Below are 16,510 nucleotides of genomic sequence, written 5' to 3'. Positions count from 1 at the left end.
CATGAGCCACGACGACCCACGCGACGTGTCGGCAGCGAGCGGGAAGGATGCCGCGGCCGTGAGCACCGATTCGGCCACGCTCTACGCCGAGAACAAGGGCGACTCCGACACGCGGTTCTTCGGTCAGCCGTTCGCGCTCGCCCATGTGTTCGGCGTGGAGATGTGGGAGCGCTTCAGCTTCTACGGCATGCAGGGCATCCTGCTCATCTACCTCTACTACTCCGCCGCCGAGGGCGGTCTCGGCATCGACGAAGGGGTCGCCACCGGGATCGTCGGCGCATACGGCGGAGCGGTCTACCTCGCCACAATCCTCGGAGCGTGGCTGGCCGACCGGCTGCTCGGGTCGGAGCGCGTGCTGTTCTTCAGCGCGATCGTGATCATGGCAGGGCACCTCGCGCTCGCCCTCATTCCCGGGGTCGGCGGCGTGGGGGTCGGGCTCGTGCTGATCGCGATCGGCTCGGGGGGACTCAAGGCCAACGCGACCTCGGTGGTCGGCACGCTCTATTCGCCCGAGGACCCCCGCCGTGATGCGGGCTTCTCGCTCTTCTACCTGGGCATCAACCTCGGGGCGTTCTTCGGGCCGCTGCTGACCGGGCTGCTGCAGACCACCGTCGGCTTCCACTGGGGCTTCGGCCTGGCCGCCGTGGGCATGGCGATCGGACTGGTGCAGTACTCGTTCGGGCGGCGGTCGCTGCCTTCGACGTCGCGCATCATCCCGAACCCGTTGCCGCGGAGCCGCTATCCGCTCATGATCGGGATCGGGCTCGCCGGTATCGCCTTGATCGTGGTGCTGGTCCTCGTCGGCGTGATCCGAGCCGACAACCTGGCGGGCGTCGTCATCCTCTTCACGCTCGGTGCGGCGATCGCCTACTTCATCGTGATCATCGCGTCGCGGCAGATCACCGGTACCGAGCGCTCGCGGGTGCTGGGATTCATCCCGCTGTTCATCGTGAGCGTCGGCTTCTGGTCGCTGTACCAGCAGCAGTTCACGGTGCTGACGATCTACTCCGACAAGAAGCTGGACCGCTCGCTGTTCGGGTGGGAGATGCCGGTCTCCTGGGTGCAGTCGATCAACCCCGTCTTCATCATCATCCTGTCGGGGGTGTTCGCCGCCGTCTGGACCAAGATGAGCTCGCGTCAGCCCTCGACGCCCGTCAAGTTCGGCGTCGGGACGATCATCATGGGTCTCGCGTTCCTGCTGTTCCTGCCCTGGGCGGGCGGCGGACCCAACTCGACTCCGCTGCTGGCGATCGTCGGCATCCTGTTCGTCTTCACGATCGCCGAACTGCTCGTCTCGCCGGTCGGTCTGTCGGTGACGACGAAGCTCGCCCCGGCGCACTTCCACACGCAGATGGTGGCGCTGTTCTTCCTGTCCGTGGCCCTCGGCACGAGCATCGCGGGCTGGCTCGCGCAGTTCTACGACACCGAGAACGAGGTGCCCTACTTCACGGTGCTCGGGTTCATCGCCATCGGGATCGGCATCGCGCTGCTGCTGGCGACGAAGCCGGTGCTGGCCCTGATGCGTGGGGTGCGGTAGCACCCCAGGGGGTCTGGGGCGGAGCCCCGGTGAGTGGGGTGCGGTAGCACCCCAGGGGGTCTGGGGCGGAGCCCCGGTGAGTGGGGTGCGGTAGCACCCCAGGGGGTCTGGGGCGGAGCCCCGGTGAGTGGGGTGCGGTAGCACCCCAGGTGCTCAGCTGAGATCCACCTCGTGCGTGGAGCGCCCGGGAGCGAGGTCCACGGTCCCGAATGCCGTGACGAGTGATGCCGCAACACCGAAAGGCACGGCGACGACGACCGATGCCGCATCCGCCGTCCGATGCCAGTGCACGGCCAGTTCGCCGTACGGTGTGCCGACGTGCGCGCGCACGTCGTCGACCCCGCACGCGAAGTCGGGCTCGATGACGGCGGAGCGGAATCCCGGCGAGGTCGAGCGGATGCCGGCGACCCGACGGTAGAGCCAGTCGTCGACGCTGCCCGGCGCGTAGTGGTTGAAGGACATCGCCCGGATCTCGCCGTCCGGGCCGATCGCATCCCATGCCTCCCAGATGGTCGTCGCACCGTGGTCCACTTCGTAGAGCCAGGACGGCATCTCCCGCTGCCACAGTATCGAGCGGGCAAGGTCTGCGTATCCGGCCTCCCAGAGCACGTCCAGCAGGTACGGGGTGGAGAGGAACCCCGTGTCCAGGCGGTGGCCGTTCTCGCGGACGAGCTGCGCGAGACGCGCCGCCGTGCGGGGGCGCAGGGCCGCCGGCACCATGTCGAACGCCAGCGCCAGCACGTACACGCCCTGCAGTCGCACGGGCAGATCGCCCTCCGCGTCGACGTATTCGGCGGCGAAGGCCGCGCGCACGGCCGCCGCATCGTCGCGCAGCTCCGCGGCATGCGCGTGGCGATCGAGGACGGTCGCCACGGACGCGGCGACCGTGAGGGTCTGCGCCTGGAACATCGGGGCGACGTACTCGCTCGTCAGGGCCGGGGCGATGCCGATGGCCTCGTGGATCGGGCGCCCTGCCATCGTGGACGGGGTGAGCCAGTCGCCGAAGTGGTCGCCGGTGTTGAAGAGCAGGGCCTGTGCACGGCGTCGGTCGTCCTCGAGTTCTTCGTCGGCGAGCCGTGCGGGAAGCTCCGCCGCGGCCACCGCACGCTGGAATCCGATCCACCGCAGCATCGCGTCGACGTTCTCATCGAGCACCCGCCGGTCGCCGTACCGCTCGTAGAGCGTCCACGGCACGAAGGCGATCGCGTCGCTCCAGCCCGCGGCGGCCACGATCGCGCCGATCCCCTGCGCGTTCGCGGCCGCCTCGGCATCGAAGGGCGACCGGGGGGAGAAGATCGGCACCCGACCGTCGTCCAGCTGGTCGGCGCGCAGGTTCTCGAGCCAGCGCGAGAGGAAGGGAGCGATCTGCGCGTTGTTGGTCGCGGCGCCGGCGAACGCCTGGATGTCCCCCGTCCAGCCGGCGCGTTCACGTTGCGGGCAGTCCATCGGCACGGAGAGGAAGTTGCCGCGCTGGCTCCACACCACGTTCTGATGCAGTCGGTCGAGGCGGGCATCGGATGCCGCGAACGACCCGGTCTGCGCAAGATCGCTCGCGATCACCACCGCCACGATGTCTGCGAGCACGAGAGGCCCCCGCAGACCGCTCACCCGGGCGTAGCGGAATCCGTGGAACGTGAACTCCGGCTCCCACTGCTCGTCCCCACCGGCCGCGATGAACACGTCCGTCTGCTCTTTGTTGATGCCCGCGATGTTCGTGAACCACGTCCCGTCGGCGGCGAGCGTCTCGGTGTGCTCGATCGTGATCTGCTGCCCCGGCTCGGCGCCCTGCACGCGCAGTCGCACCCGGCCGGCGATCACCTGGCCGAAGTCGACGATCGTCCCGTCCGCCGTGTCGTCGGCGCTCACGGCGGGGAGTTCGAGCACGCGCCTCATCGGTTCGCCCGCGAAGGGACGGAGGACGTCATGATCGCCGTCGAGCGCGGCCACCGGCATCCATCCCCCATCGTCGAAACCCGCGAGATCCCACCCCGCCGGCACCCGTCGGCGGTCGTAGCGCTCGCCGACGAAGAGGTCGGCGTACGCCCACGGGCCGGGTGCGCTGCGGACGTCGGGTCCCGATGCCACGACCTCGGTGGTGCCGTCGACGTATTCGAGATGCAGCTGCCAGATCGCCGAGACCCGGGTGCCGAACTGGGCGCTCGATCCGGTGAGGCCGAGGCGCCCGGCCCACCAGCCGTCGGCCAACGCGATGCCGAGGACGTTCTCGCCTTCGACGAGGGCGGCGGAGATGTCGTACGCCTGCACGGAGATGCGACGCTCGTACGCGTCGGCCCCGGGCGCGAGCACCTGGTCGTCGGCGCGGCGGCCGTTCACGGAAGCCGAGTAGACACCCCGTGCCGTCGCGTAGAGGCGCGCGCGCACCAGCTCTTCCCGCACGACGAAGGGCTGTCGCAGCAGCTGTGGCGGGCGAAGTCGGTCCTCAGGCGGCGACTCCGGACCACCTCCGCGGATCCAGTCGACGATGCTCCATCGCTCGACCACCGCATCCTGCTGGACCGGTTCGACCCAGGAGGCGACCCAGTCCGCGGCATCCCACAGTCCCGTGCCGAAGGAGGACGACGCCCACGGCGTCCACGCGCCCTCGGCGCAGCTGCGCACACGCCAGGTGTAGTCGGTGTCGGAACGCAGCGGTTCGCCGCCGTACTCGAGGAGCGACGTCTCGGCGCTGTACCGATGGCCGGAGGCCCAGACGATACGGCCGGTGACGGTCGCCACCTCGAGTTCGAACGCTTCTTGCGCGTGATCGACGATCCACGAGAACCGCGGCACACGCGTCGCCACGGCGATCGGCCGGCTCAGGTACTCGACGCGCAGATCGCGCGCAGTGCGCGGGTTCATCATGGTGCGACCGTCTCAGCGCGCGGCGGTGAACCGGGTCGTGAGGGTGCCGAGACCCTCGATCTCGCTGACGAGCACGTCGTCGGGGCCGATGAACCGCTGCGGGGTGCGCCGGTTGCCGATGCCCGACGGTGTCCCCGAGAAGATCATGTCGCCCGGCAGCAGAGTGCAGACGGCCGAGAGGCGCACCAGCAGCTCCGGCACGTCGTAGAGCATCATCGACGTGCGCGAGGACTGCATCCCCTCGTCCGACAGGCTGCAGGCGATCGAAAGGTCGTCTTTTCCGTGCACCTCGTCGGGCGTCACCAGCCACGGGCCGGTCGGGCCGAAGCCGGGGAACGACTTGGCCAGGCTGAACTGCGGAGCCGCGCCCTGCATCTGCGTGATGCGCTCCGAGAGGTCCTGACCGATCGTGAGACCCGCGACGTGTTCCCACGCGCTCTCGCGATCGAGGTGGAACGCTTCGCGGCCGATGACCACGACGAGCTCGACCTCCCAGTCGACGTGACCCTCCGGCAGTTCGACGACCGCGCGGGGGCCGACGATCGACGACGGGAACTTGGTGAAGGTCACGGGCATGCCGTCCGGCGGATAGCCCGCCTCCGCCGCATGCTCGGCGTAGTTGAGGCCGATCGCGAACACCTGGCGCGGGCGCGGGACGGGCGCGTCGAGCGCCTCGACGTCGAACGGCACCCGGGCGACGGATGCTGCGGCATCCGTCGCCTCGAATTCCTGCACCCACCGTGAGAACGCGGGCCAGTCATCGAAGAGCGTCTGCGGATCGGGACCGAAGCGCCCGTCGGAGGCCTGCTGCACGTCGACGGCACCGGTATGCGTCGCCGCGCCCTTCGGGATCAGGAGGGCCCGACCATCCAGATTCGCGATCTTCACGATGTCGTCCTACCAGTCCACGCGCTGCGGGGCGGGCTCGCCGTAGCGCTCCTCCCAGCCGATGACCTTGTTGCGCAGCGTGCCGATGCCCGTGATCTCGGCCTCGATCTGATCGCCGGGTTTCAGGTAGAACTCGAACGGGTCAGGCTGAACGGCGGCCACGCCGGAGATCGTTCCGGTGGTGATGATGTCGCCTGCGCTGTAGATCTGCGGCGAGTGATACGCGACCAGGTGGGGGAATCTGATGCGCGTCTGATTCGTGTTGCCCTGCTGACGGACTTCGCCGTTCACGCGCAGCTGCATCGGAAGCTCGTGCATGTCGGGAACTTCGTCGCGTGTGACGATCCACGGACCGATCGGGTTGAAGGTGTCGATGCCCTTGCTGAAGGAGAACACCCCCGACTCCATCTCCTTGCGCTGGATGTCGCGGGCGGTGATGTCGTTGAACACCGTGAATCCGGCGATGTAGTCATCGGCTTCGTCGGGTCCGAAGAACTTGCCCGACTTTCCGATGATGATCGCGAGCTCCAGCTCGTAGTCGAGCTCCCTCGTCAGCCCCTCGGGGTAGACGATCTCGTCTTCGGGGCCGATGATCGCGTCGACGTTCTGGAAGAACACGATGCCTTTGTGCACCGGGTGCGACCAGTCGACCGCCGTGAGCTCCTTGTGGTGGTCGGCGAAGTTGCCCGCCGTGTGGAAGAACTTCTTGGGGCGGATGGGCGCCTCGAGCGTGACGTCCGCGTACCGCAGACGCTCGCCCGTCTCCCGCACGTCGCCTCCACGCTCGAAGTACTCGCGAGTAGAGGGCACGTCGAGTTCGATGACGGTGTTCTCTTCGAGTTCCAGGCGGCCCACGCGGCCGCCGTCGAAGGTGATGAGTTTCATGATTCTCCTTGGTTCGGGGGTGTGATGAGCGCTTAAGCGCCGACCATGTTGAAGCCGCCGTCGGCCAGCATGTATCCGCCCGTCAGATGTGCGGCCTCGTCGGTGGCGAGCCACAGGCAGGCGCCGGCGACGAACTCGGGGGGCGGGATGACGCCCATCGGTGTCTGTGAGAGCAGCACTTCGCGGCGGCCACCCTTCCAGTCCTCGCGGTTCAGCAACCGCTCGGTCTCCATGAAGCCGGGGGCGAAGGTGTTGACCCGCACGGCCGGTGCAAAGGCCTTGGCGTAGGACTTCGTTATCCCGAGGATCGCGTACTTGGCGGCGGCGTACTGCGGAGCGCGGGCGGACCCTCGGACGATGACGGTCGAGCCCACCTGGACGATGTTGCCGTGCCCCTGGGCGAGCATCCGCTCGCCGAACTCGTGCGTCATGAGCAGGGTGCCCTTCACGTCGATGTCGATCACCGCATCGAGCGCCTCCTGGGTCAGCTGGTCCCAAGCCATCTGCTCGCTCGAGACGTCGCCGACGTTGTTGACCAGCACGTCGAGCGTCCCGAAAGCCGCGAAAACCTCGTCGGCCATTCTCTTTATCGCCTCCCACGAACCGATGTCGGCCTGCACGAGGATGCCGTCGCTGCCCGCCTCGCGGATGCGCTCGAGCGTGGCCTCGGCGCCGGCCTTCGACGAGCGGTAGTGCACCGCCACGGTGGCACCCTCCTGTGCGGCGCGGACCGCGATCTCGGCGCCGAACCCGGTGCCGGCGCCGGTGACGAGGACGGTCTTGCCGGCGAACCGGGGAAAGATCTGAGTCATGCGTGCTCTCCTTCTGTGGTGCGTGGTTTCAGACCAGCGTGCGTCCGCCGTCGATGTACATCACGTGGCCGGTGATGAAGCCGGCGTGACGTGACGACAGGAACAGCGCCGGTCCGGTCAGTTCGTCGGGGGTGCCGAGTCGTCCGGCCGGCACGAGACTCTCGAGGTTCTCGCGCTTACCCGGCTTGGCGAGCTCGCCGGCGGTGAGCGGTGTCTCGATGTAACCGGGGGCCAGAGCATTGACGGTCACTCCCGACGCCGCCCATTCCCGGGCCATCACGCGCAGCAGCTGATTGATGCCGCCCTTGGACGCCGCGTACGGACCATGGGAATGATGTGCGAGCAGGCCTGACACGCTGGAGAGCGCGAGCACTCGGCCCGACCCCTGCGCGACCATGTGACGACCCGCCGCCTGGGCGAGACCGAAGAGGGTCGAGAGGTTCACCCGCAGGATGTGGTCCCACTCCTCCTCGGTGAATTCGAGGATGGGGCGCCGGTCGTTGATGCCCACCGCGTGCAGCAGCACATCGAGACCCCCGAGCTGGGCGACCGCTTCGGCGACGACGCGCGGGCCCGAGCCGTGCTCGGTGAGGTCGGCCGGTATCAGCGCGTGGCGCGTGCCGAGCGCCTCGAACTGTGCACCGAGGGCGTCCAGGGCTCGCTGGTCGCGATCGACGACGGCGACGGATGCCCCGGCTCCGGCATACGCGAGAGCGCAGGCGCCACCGATGCCGCCGGCGCCGGCGATCAGCACACGCGCGCCGCGCAGCCCGAGCCAGTCGTCCGACACGAGCGCAGCGGAGCCGGTCTCGGGAGTGACCGAGGTCACAGGCGTGATCGACATCGACGCCTCCTTGCCATTCGCTTGGTCTTCATCCAGCAAAAGTTGCTTTCGCTGGATGAATCTATCGGCAGCGGATCGGGGATGTCAATCCGAGAGGCCGGCTGAAATCAGAGCAAGTGTGTGCTCCGCGGCGGGGTCGCCGATCTCGTTGAGATATCCGTGCAGCGCCCCGCGCTCCTTCACGAGGGTGACGTCGACCCCGGCGAGCGCGAGATCGGCGGCGAACGCTTCTCCCGACGTGCGCAGCCGGTCGCGCTCGGCGGTGACGATGAGCGTGCGGGGCATCCCTCGCATGTCGTGTCCGCCGGGAAACGCGTACACCTCGTCGGCGGAGGCGCCGCCGAGGTAGCCCGAGTTGATCGCGCGGGTCGCTTCGGGCGGGAAGGTGAGCGCGGCCGGCAGCCCCTCCATGAGGGAGAGCAGCTCGACGTCGGCCTCCGGTAGCGGAGAGTGCAGCACCGGGTAGACGAGCATCAGCGCGGCGGGCGCCGGTCCCGCAGCATCCCGCAACCTGACGGCGGCGCCCGCCGAGAGGTTTCCTCCCGCACTGGCACCCCCCAGCGACACCCGATCCGGGTCGCCTCCCCACTGCGTCGCGTGGTCGCGGGCCCAGGTGAACGCGGCGGCCGTCTGCAGCGACGCCGTCGGGTAGGGCGAGCGCGGACCCGCCGCCGCGATCTCGGCGGCGAATTCCTCGGAGCTTGGGCCGGGTGTGTTCTCGCCGGGCGCAGGCAGCCCCGCGAGGCCATCGAGGGGAGCGAGCGTGTAGTCGACCGAGACCACGGTCGTCCCCTCCGCACTCAACCGGCGGCCCACTTCGTCGGCTTCAGGCATGTCGATCGTGCCGAACATGAAGGCTCCGCCGTGCAGCCAGACCAGCACCGAGCCGTTCGGCTCGGTGGCCGGGTAGACCCGCACCCCGAAGTCGAAACCATGGGCGTGCAGTGTGTGGTCGGTCGTCTTCGACATGAGATCTCCTTCGAACTCCGCATGTACGGATCATTGTGACGTGGTTTACTGAAAGAAAGCTACTTTTGCCAGCTGAACTCGAACCGCACCGCCGGCGAGCGCAGGACTCACGACGACGAAGGAGACGGGATCGATGGCGCCCCGCATCAGACCACTTACACCCGCCGAGCTCGACGCCGACCAGGCCGTGCTCTACGCCGCGATCGTGGGTGGGCCCCGGGCGCAGGGGCCGCAGCATTTCGCGCTCACCGCAGCCGATGGGTCGCTCCGGGGACCGTTCGACATCATGCTGCGCTCGCCTGCCCTCGGAACGGCGCAGCAGGAGCTCGGTGCATCCATTCGCTACCGGACGAAGCTCGCCGACCGTGAGCGGGAACTCGCGATCCTGCTGGTCGCCGCCTACGAGGACAGCGACTTCGAACGGGAGTCGCACGAAGCGATCGCGCGGGCTCTTGGGTTCGAGGACGACGAGCTCTCCGCCATCCGGTCGCTCGATGTCTCGGCGTTCGCCGGCCGTGAGGCGGTGGTCGGGAGAGCCGTCGTCGCGTTGCTGGACGGAGACCTCTCCGACGACGAGTGGGATGCGGCATCCGCTCTTCTCGGCGTCGACGGGGTGTTCGAGCTGACGGCCCTCGTGGGCTACTACGCGACACTGGCGCTGCAGCTGCGGGTGTTCCGTGTCCGGTGAGATTGCACCTGTTGTCGTCAGGAGATACGGTTTCACTCCATGAAAGCTGACGAAGAGGCTGCGCCCGCCGATTCCGCGAAGACCGGCAGCCGGTACCGCATCGAGGCGCTCGCCAAGGGGCTCGACGTCCTGCGCCTGTTCGACGAATCGGTCACGTCGCTGAAGCTCCGGGAGATCTGCGACCGCACGGGCATCCCGATGCCGACCGCGTTCCGCGTCGTCGCCACCCTCGAGGAGGGGGGCTATCTCGAGCGCCTGCCCGATGGGAGCATCCGTCCCGGTGTCGCCGTGCTGCTTCTCGGTTCGGCGGCACTGCGCGGATCGAGCATCGTGCAGCTGAGCGAGCAGCCCCTGCGCCATCTCGCGGAGGAGTCGGGCGAAACCGTCAACCTCGGTGTGCTGGTGGGCGATCAGGTGCTCTATCTCGCGCGCCTGCGCAACTCCGACCTCGTGACCGCGAACATCCAGGTGGGCTCGACGCTGCCGGCCGCCTACACGTCGATGGGCAAGCTGCTGCTGGCCTACCTGCCCGACGCGGGACTCGCCGCGGCCCTGGCAGGTCATGACTTCGCGACGGATGCCGGACCCAACGCGGCCCGTTCGCTCGACGAACTGCGCGAGAGACTGGCGCTGATCCGCGAACAGGGGTACTCGCTGCAGGACCAGGAGGTCGCGGCGGGGCTGCGGTCGGTGTCGGTGCCCGTCTTCGGACGCGATCCGTACCGGCCCGCGGCGGCGATCAACATCGCCGTCGCCTCGTCCCGTCACGACGTCGCCGCCCTGCGCGGGCCGCTCTTGACGCGGCTGCAGAGGACGGCGGACGACATCTCCCGGCTGCTGCGCGCGACCTGATCCCTGTGTGGGGCTCGCGTCATCGGACGTGCGTGCCCTCACCGACCGTCTCCTCCTCGCGGCCGGGGAGCCGCAGCACGGCTTCGGTCCCGGCGGGCACGGTGACCTCGACACGAAGATCGGTGCCCTCGAGGTCCCACCGGACCGACGCCCGTCCTTGCGGCGTCTCGAGCGAGGCCCGCGCCCACGTCAGCCCTCCGCCGGGCTGCGGGGCGATGAGGATGCGGCGATACCCTGCCGCGAGCGGCGCCAGGCCCGCGACCGTGCGGTGCATCCAGTCGGCGACCGCACCGAGCGCATAGTGATTGAACGACGTCATCTCACCGGGATTGATGGATCCGTCCGGGAGCATCGAATCCCAGCGCTCCCACACGGTGGTCGCGCCCATCGTGACCGCGTACAGCCATGAGGGCGCTTCTCGCCGCATGAGCAGGGCGTACGCGTCGTCGATGTGACCGGTCGCGGTGAGCGCATCGGTCACGAACGGTGTGCCGGCGAAGCCCGTGCTGATCCGGTACTCGGCCTCGCGCACCACCTCGGCGAGCCGGTCTCCCGCGCGCTGCCGATCGTCGCCGCCGAGCACGTCGAAGGCGATCGCGAGGGCGTAGACGGTGGCGCTGTCGCTGAGGATACGTCCGCCCTCGACGTACCGCGCGCGGAAACCCTCGCCGATGGCGTCGCGGAGATGCGCGAACTCCTCCGCGTCGTCCCGCTCCCCCAGCACCCGCGCGGCCTCGGTTGCGAGCGCGGCCGTGCGGTAGGCGGATGCCGTCGCCACGACGGCCGCCGGGGCCTTGGACTTGCCGGGATCGTCGGCCGGGGCATCCGGATCGAGCCAGTCCCCGAACTGGAACCCGCTGTCCCACAGCCCGTCGGGCGAGAGGAGCGCCGCGACCGATCGGGTGTGCGCCGTCATCAGGGGATACGCGTCGCGCAGCGTCTGCGCGTTCCCGTACGCGGTCCACAGCGCCCAGGGCACCCACACAGCCGCGTCACCCCAGATCGCTGTCGCCCCAGGCTCGGGGAACCCGGTGTCGAGGTACTTCATGACGTTGGGGACGACGACCGGGACGGAGCCGTGCGGGGTGCCCTGCCGCTCGAGCTCGACATCGGTCAGCCAATCGGCCAGGAACGGCTCGACATCGCCCAGGAAGGCCGCGGTGGGTGCGAAGACCGCGAGGTCGCCGGTCCAGCCGAGGCGTTCGTCCCGTTGCGGACAGTCGGTCGGCACACTGAGGAAGTTCCCGCGCATCCCCCACACCACGTTGCTGTGCAGCCGGTTCAGCAGCGGATCGGAACAGGCGAACGAACCGATGGGGCGGATGTCGGAACCCACGACGACCGCGGTCAGCGCGGCAGGATCCAGTTCCCCCGGCCAGCCACTGACTTCGGCGTAACGGAACCCGTGGAAGGTCAGCGTCGGCTCGAACACGTCATCGCCGCCGCTCAGGATGAACCGGTCGGTCGCCTCGGCACGCCGGAGAGGCCGCACCCCCAGCTCCGCATGCTCGAGCACTTCGGCGTGCCGGAGGACGATCTCGGTGCCCGCGGGGCCGCTGACCTGTACACGCACGAAACCGACGAGGTTCTGCCCGAAGTCCACGAGGGTCTTACCCGACGGTGAGCTCCACACATGCTCGACGGCTCGCTCGGACAGCCGGCGCACCGGCGGCGACACGCGGGGCACGAGCAGGTCGAGATCGAACTCGACGGCCCGCACGTCGCCCCACCCGGATTCGTCGAACCCCGGGCGAAGCCATGAGTCGTCGCGGAGGCGGGCATCGATCGTCTCGCCGTTGTAGAGGTCATCGGCGAGCACTGCTCCGGATGCTGTGCGCCACGACCCGTCGGAGACCGCACGCTGGACGTGTCCGTCGGCGAAGTGGATGTCCAACTCCGCGTAGCCGGCACGCTCGTCTCCGTAGACCGCGCGCGCACCCGTGAACCCGAGGTGGCCGCGGTACCACCCGTTCCCGAGACGGAGCCCGATCACTGCCGTCGAGGACGGAGCCACCGCATCGGTGACGTCGTGCTCGATGAGGCGCACGCGACGCTCATAGGTGGTCCATCCCGGTGCCAGCAGCTCGTCGGAGCTCGGAACGCCGTTGATCCACGCTTCGACGACGCCCAATGCGCTCGTGCGCAGGATCGCTCGGGTCACCATCCCGTGCCCCTCGTCGAGCGCGAACTCGTGGCGTAGGAGCGGGGCCGCCTCGGTGGGGTGGACGGGCGCGATCATCTTCGCCGGTGGGGTGTTCATTGCGCGGCGACATCGATGTGGAGCGACAGTCCTGCGAGACCATCCGCGGACACTGCCACCGTGATCGCACCGACGCCGGTCGGACGCACGACCGCGAGCGCGCGGCCGTCGAAAGTGCGCCAGGTCGACGAGTCGAAACGCTCCTCGGTTCGGGGATTCGCGCTGCACATGCCCACGAGCTGTCCCGCGCCGCTCACCTCGACGGTCACGGCTCGGTCGGCGGAGGTGACGAGTCGGTCCGCGGGATCGTGCAGCTCGATTTCGACATAGGCGAGATCGGCGTCCGTGTCGCGGATCACCGATCGATCGACGCGGGCGCTGAGCGCGACACCCTCAGCCGGAGTGGCCAACGTCGTGCGGGCGGTTTCGACACCATCCGTGAAGGCGACGGCCTCGAGCACACCCGGTCGATACTCCGTTTCGAGCACGGCGATCATCGGCCGATCCGTTCCGGTCTGAGCCCGGGCGATCTCGTCCCCGTCGAGCAGCAGCGCGACCAGGTCGGCGTCCGCGTAGACCTCCACGGTGACGGGACGCCCCTCGTAGCCGGGCCACGCCCACGACGAAATGCTGTCGCTCCACCCCCACGGCGCGCGGCCCGCGATCGTGTGGTCATGATGCTCCGGACGCTGCACCGCGATGTACGGCTCGGCGCGCAATCCGAACACGATCTCGCGATAGAAGGACAGCGGCCGGCGCCAGCCTGTGATGTCGAGGTCACCGCACCATGCCGTGAGATACGGGTACTCGCGCTCGAGCCCGGGCACCGCGTCCGGGTCTTCTGCGTACGCCGTCGCGCCGATCCCGACCTCGCCCAGGTAATCCCAGCCGGTCCAGGTGAAGTCCCCGATGACGTGGGGGTTCTCGATGACCATGGGCCAGAGCCGGCCGATGGCCGACGGCATCGTCTCCGACCCGACGATGATCCGATGCGGGAGCTGCTCACGGTCGACCGCATAGCGCGCATCCGCGTAGTTCAGGCCGAGGACGTCCAGCGTGGCACTGGACTCCTCGATGCGGGTGGTCACGGCATCGCTGACGGAGATCGCGTTGAAGCCCTCCTCGGGGTTCGCCATCGCCTCATTCAGCGCGCCACCTCCCGCCTCGAGGATCGACGGGAGCTCATCGACGACGGCCAGGAACGTGTTGATTCCGTTCGTGATCAAGCGGGTCGGGTCGAGGTCGCGCACATGCTCGGCCATCCGGCGGGCCCAACCAGCTCCGTGCCCGCTGCCCACCTCGACGATCTCGTTGCCGAGGGAGTACATGATGACGCTGGGGTGATTGCGGTCCTTCGTCACCATGGATGCGAGATCAGCTGCCCACCACTGCGGGAAGTCCGCCGCGTAATCGTTCGCAGTCTTGAAACGGGTCCACATATCGAACGCCTCGTCCATCACCAGCATCCCGTGCTTGTCGCAGGCATCCAGGAGGGCGATGGAGGCGGGGTTGTGGGCAGCGCGAATCGCGTTGAACCCGGCAGCCTTGAGCAACTCGATGCGTCGCTCGTCCGCGCGGCCGATGGCCGCGGCGCCGAGCGGACCGTTGTCGGAGTGGATGCACGCGCCTCGAAGCAGAACGGCTTCGCCATTGATACGCAGTCCCTTGCGCGGATCGACGGTGACGGTGCGGATGCCGAAGGTGACGGTCACGTCATCCGAACCCGCGAGCGAGACGTCGGCCGTGTGCAGCGCGGGCGAGCTCGGCGACCACAGCGCGGGTTGCGGGATGTAAAGCCGCTGGCGGACGAGGATGACGTCGCCGGGCGGCACCGTCGCGGGGCTCTCATCGCCTTCGACCTGTGCTCCGTGCTCATCCGAGATTCGCGTGGCCACCCTCACCGTCCGCGTGATCAGCCCGCGGTTCGCTATCTTCGTCACGACATCCACGACAGCTTGATCGTGCTCGATCCGCACCGTGGTGACGGTGACCCCGTCCGGCGCGATGTGTACGGGTTCGTCGACGTGCAGAAGGACGGGGCGGTGGATGCCGGCGCCCGCGTACCAGCGGGAGTCCTCGCCGGCGCGTACCTCGATGCGCACTTCGTTCGGCTGGCCGAAGCGCAGGAACGGCGTCATGTCGACGAAGAACCGCGCGTAACCGTCGGCACGATTGCCCGCGAATTCGTTGTTCACGAAGACCTGGGCGCGACGGTAGGCGCCCTGCACCTCGAGCCGGACGATGCGCCCCTCCCACCCCGCGGGCACGTCGAACGTCTTCGAGTACGTTCGTGCGATCGGTGGGTAGTAGGCGCCGGCCCCTCTCCCTGGAACGTCCGGTCGGCGAGACTCGTCCCGCAGCGCATCATGAGGCAGGCGCACGACGACGGGGGGAACCTGCTCGCGGTCGGCGCTCGCGAAGGGCCCCGTAGGGGCGCGGTGCGTCCAACCCGCGGTGAAGGATGTGACTGTCACGATGTCGGTCCGTTCGTTCTGTGTGTCGTCGAGCCGGTGACGCGCCCAGCCATGGAGCCGGAGACGCGCTGCAGGAAATCGATCGCCCGGTCGAACACCGTCGCGGTGTCCTCGAGCCCTCGCCAGAAATGCTCGCCGCCCGGAACCCGGTGGAACTCGACCTCGCCGCCGGCGGCACGGAGCGCATCGGCGAGCGCCTCGCTCTGGGTGATCGGCACGTGGGAGTCGGCTGTACCGTGCGAGATGTGGAACGGAGGAGCACCCGGGTGCACCTGATGGACCGGACTGGCGGCGCGTGCGCTGTCCGGCCGCTCGGCTGCGGGCGCGCCGATCCACCGGGCCTCCCGGGTCTCTTCGGGCGGCTCTCCCGTCTCGTGCGCGGCCATCGCGAAGAGGTCGGCAGGGCCGAACCAGTCGACGACTCCGCGCACGTCGCGGCGCTGCAGTCCCGTCAGCGCCGCGAGTGTCGCTCCGGCCGAAACCCCCCAGAGTGCGATCCGCGAGGCATCCACCCCGTACTCGTGACCGTGTTCATGCAGCCAGTCGATGGACGCGTCCACATCGCTGAGTTGCGCGGGGAACGTGGCCTCGCCGCTCAGCCGATACTCGCAGGAGGCCACGGCGAAGCCGGCCGCCACGATCCGGTCGAAGGATCTCTCGTCACTGATGCCGGGCGTGAAGACCCGGCGGCTGCCGCGCATCCATCCCCCGCCGTGCAGGAACACCACGACGGGCGGGTGATCGTGGGTCGCGGCATCCGGGACCCGAAGATCCATCGACAACGGGCGGAATCCGATCGGCTGCGCGACGTCGATCTCGAGGATCGCTGACATGGCGTGGCCGTGTCAGTCGCGGAACGTGAACTGGGGCATGAACACCGTGGCGTACTTCTCGCCGGCGGCGCGCATGACCGAGAAGTCGGGCACGTAGACGCCCTGCGGCTCGGTGGCCTCCGTCTTCTCGCCGATCGCATGGAAGAACCGCTCGAATCCCGCCGTACCGGTGCCGAACACCTTGGTCGAGTTGTGGATCTGGAAGGCGTGAACGATGCCCGCCGGAACAAACGCGAAGTCTCCCGTCACGAGGGTCGTCTTGCTGTGATAGTCGGCCTCGTCATCCATCCACACCGAGATCTCGCCGTCCACGACGTAGAAGATCTCATGGGTCTTCAGGTGCTTGTGGCCGGGGATGCGGTCGCCTGCTCTCCCCTGCATCGTGAACGCGCCGTACTGGTCGTCGGTTTCATCCGCTGAGAGCAGCACCGTGAAGAGCTGGTCGAACACGAGCGACTTCTCGCCCTCGCCGTTGCCCAGCACGAACGGCTTCGGAGCACCGGGGAGGATGCCGGTGAACGCGACCTTGTCAGCGTCGTCTACGGGAAAAGTGGTCATGCTTACCTCCTTGTAAGTGCGCGGCGGCGGAGCACTGAAGAACGGTCGGCTCATTCCGACCGCTCGCTCCGGCTGTGTCCAGTCTCATGACAAGTCGCCGGCGAAGGA

At 68.6% G+C, this 16,510-nt stretch carries 13 protein-coding genes; 3 read left to right on the top strand and 10 right to left on the bottom strand.

The window, feature by feature from the left end; all coding sequences use genetic code 11:
* The first annotated feature begins 1 nt into the window (after position 1).
* Entirely contained in the window at positions 2 to 1,537 is a 1,536-nt protein-coding gene (locus ACFM35_RS14175; RefSeq protein ID WP_378843163.1) for a peptide MFS transporter, read from the top strand.
* 153 nt (positions 1,538 to 1,690) lie between these two features.
* On the opposite strand, the gene ACFM35_RS14170 is transcribed toward ACFM35_RS14175, so the two are convergent.
* The 6 genes from ACFM35_RS14170 to ACFM35_RS14145 all read right to left on the bottom strand — a co-directional run bounded on the left by ACFM35_RS14170 (position 1,691) and on the right by ACFM35_RS14145 (position 8,797).
* Entirely contained in the window at positions 1,691 to 4,399 is a 2,709-nt protein-coding gene (locus tag ACFM35_RS14170; protein ID WP_378843161.1) for a family 78 glycoside hydrolase catalytic domain, read from the bottom strand.
* 12 nt (positions 4,400 to 4,411) lie between these two features.
* A complete protein-coding gene (locus tag ACFM35_RS14165; RefSeq protein ID WP_378843160.1) occupies positions 4,412 to 5,287 on the bottom strand; it encodes a fumarylacetoacetate hydrolase family protein in 876 nt (291 codons plus the stop codon).
* A gap of 9 nt (positions 5,288 to 5,296) precedes the next feature.
* Complete coding sequence (locus tag ACFM35_RS14160) at positions 5,297 to 6,172, bottom strand: fumarylacetoacetate hydrolase family protein (RefSeq protein ID WP_378843158.1); 876 nt, start codon at positions 6,170 to 6,172, stop codon at positions 5,297 to 5,299.
* A gap of 32 nt (positions 6,173 to 6,204) precedes the next feature.
* Positions 6,205 to 6,984 carry an SDR family NAD(P)-dependent oxidoreductase gene (locus ACFM35_RS14155; protein ID WP_378843156.1) on the bottom strand — a complete coding sequence of 260 codons (780 nt, stop codon included), beginning with the start codon at positions 6,982 to 6,984 and terminating at the stop codon, positions 6,205 to 6,207.
* Between the two features lie 28 nt (positions 6,985 to 7,012).
* Positions 7,013 to 7,828, bottom strand: a complete 816-nt coding sequence (locus tag ACFM35_RS14150; RefSeq protein WP_378843154.1) for an SDR family NAD(P)-dependent oxidoreductase — start codon at positions 7,826 to 7,828, stop codon at positions 7,013 to 7,015.
* Between the two features lie 84 nt (positions 7,829 to 7,912).
* The gene (locus ACFM35_RS14145) at positions 7,913 to 8,797 is read right to left on the bottom strand and encodes an alpha/beta hydrolase (protein ID WP_378843152.1); all 885 of its coding nucleotides are present in this window, start codon (positions 8,795 to 8,797) and stop codon (positions 7,913 to 7,915) included.
* 133 nt (positions 8,798 to 8,930) lie between these two features.
* Here ACFM35_RS14145 and ACFM35_RS14140 point away from each other — a divergent pair, with 133 nt between their 5' ends.
* Positions 8,931 to 9,485 (top strand): carboxymuconolactone decarboxylase family protein, encoded by a 555-nt coding sequence (locus ACFM35_RS14140; RefSeq protein ID WP_378843150.1) that lies wholly within the window; start codon positions 8,931 to 8,933, stop codon positions 9,483 to 9,485.
* Positions 9,486 to 9,524: 39 nt separating this feature from the next.
* The gene (locus tag ACFM35_RS14135) at positions 9,525 to 10,337 is read left to right on the top strand and encodes an IclR family transcriptional regulator (protein ID WP_378843148.1); all 813 of its coding nucleotides are present in this window, start codon (positions 9,525 to 9,527) and stop codon (positions 10,335 to 10,337) included.
* Positions 10,338 to 10,356: 19 nt separating this feature from the next.
* On the opposite strand, the gene ACFM35_RS14130 is transcribed toward ACFM35_RS14135, so the two are convergent.
* The 4 genes from ACFM35_RS14130 to ACFM35_RS14115 are packed head-to-tail and all read right to left on the bottom strand — an operon-like array spanning position 10,357 to position 16,402.
* Complete coding sequence (locus ACFM35_RS14130; protein ID WP_378843146.1) at positions 10,357 to 12,597, bottom strand: family 78 glycoside hydrolase catalytic domain; 2,241 nt, start codon at positions 12,595 to 12,597, stop codon at positions 10,357 to 10,359.
* Positions 12,594 to 15,011 (bottom strand): glycoside hydrolase family 2 TIM barrel-domain containing protein, encoded by a 2,418-nt coding sequence (locus tag ACFM35_RS14125; RefSeq protein WP_378843144.1) that lies wholly within the window; start codon positions 15,009 to 15,011, stop codon positions 12,594 to 12,596. Before ACFM35_RS14125 ends, ACFM35_RS14130 begins: the two co-directional genes overlap by 4 nt.
* The gene (locus ACFM35_RS14120; protein WP_378843142.1) at positions 15,008 to 15,844 is read right to left on the bottom strand and encodes an alpha/beta hydrolase fold domain-containing protein; all 837 of its coding nucleotides are present in this window, start codon (positions 15,842 to 15,844) and stop codon (positions 15,008 to 15,010) included. The genes ACFM35_RS14125 and ACFM35_RS14120 overlap by 4 nt, the downstream gene beginning before the upstream one ends.
* A 12-nt stretch (positions 15,845 to 15,856) precedes the next feature.
* Positions 15,857 to 16,402 (bottom strand): quercetin 2,3-dioxygenase, encoded by a 546-nt coding sequence (locus ACFM35_RS14115; RefSeq protein WP_378843140.1) that lies wholly within the window; start codon positions 16,400 to 16,402, stop codon positions 15,857 to 15,859.
* Positions 16,403 to 16,510 lie beyond the last annotated feature (108 nt).

This window comes from Microbacterium songi (assembly GCF_042747925.1).
Lineage (GTDB): Bacteria > Actinomycetota > Actinomycetes > Actinomycetales > Microbacteriaceae > Microbacterium.
Note: the sequence above shows the minus strand (reverse complement) of the source record. Positions and strands in the feature narration are given on the sequence as shown.

What these genes read in the sequence shown, in the direction of transcription:
- ACFM35_RS14175 (WP_378843163.1), top strand. Translation starts at nt 2, where the DNA reads ATGAGCCACGACGACCCACGCGACGTGTCGGCAGCGAGCGGGAAGGAT.
- ACFM35_RS14135 (WP_378843148.1), top strand. Translation starts at nt 9,525, where the DNA reads ATGAAAGCTGACGAAGAGGCTGCGCCCGCCGATTCCGCGAAGACCGGC.
- ACFM35_RS14130 (WP_378843146.1), bottom strand. Translation starts at nt 12,597, where the DNA reads ATGAACACCCCACCGGCGAAGATGATCGCGCCCGTCCACCCCACCGAG.
- ACFM35_RS14115 (WP_378843140.1), bottom strand. Translation starts at nt 16,402, where the DNA reads ATGACCACTTTTCCCGTAGACGACGCTGACAAGGTCGCGTTCACCGGC.
- ACFM35_RS14170 (WP_378843161.1), bottom strand. Translation starts at nt 4,399, where the DNA reads ATGATGAACCCGCGCACTGCGCGCGATCTGCGCGTCGAGTACCTGAGC.
- ACFM35_RS14150 (WP_378843154.1), bottom strand. Translation starts at nt 7,828, where the DNA reads ATGTCGATCACGCCTGTGACCTCGGTCACTCCCGAGACCGGCTCCGCT.
- ACFM35_RS14120 (WP_378843142.1), bottom strand. Translation starts at nt 15,844, where the DNA reads ATGTCAGCGATCCTCGAGATCGACGTCGCGCAGCCGATCGGATTCCGC.
- ACFM35_RS14145 (WP_378843152.1), bottom strand. Translation starts at nt 8,797, where the DNA reads ATGTCGAAGACGACCGACCACACACTGCACGCCCATGGTTTCGACTTC.
- ACFM35_RS14160 (WP_378843158.1), bottom strand. Translation starts at nt 6,172, where the DNA reads ATGAAACTCATCACCTTCGACGGCGGCCGCGTGGGCCGCCTGGAACTC.
- ACFM35_RS14155 (WP_378843156.1), bottom strand. Translation starts at nt 6,984, where the DNA reads ATGACTCAGATCTTTCCCCGGTTCGCCGGCAAGACCGTCCTCGTCACC.
- ACFM35_RS14140 (WP_378843150.1), top strand. Translation starts at nt 8,931, where the DNA reads ATGGCGCCCCGCATCAGACCACTTACACCCGCCGAGCTCGACGCCGAC.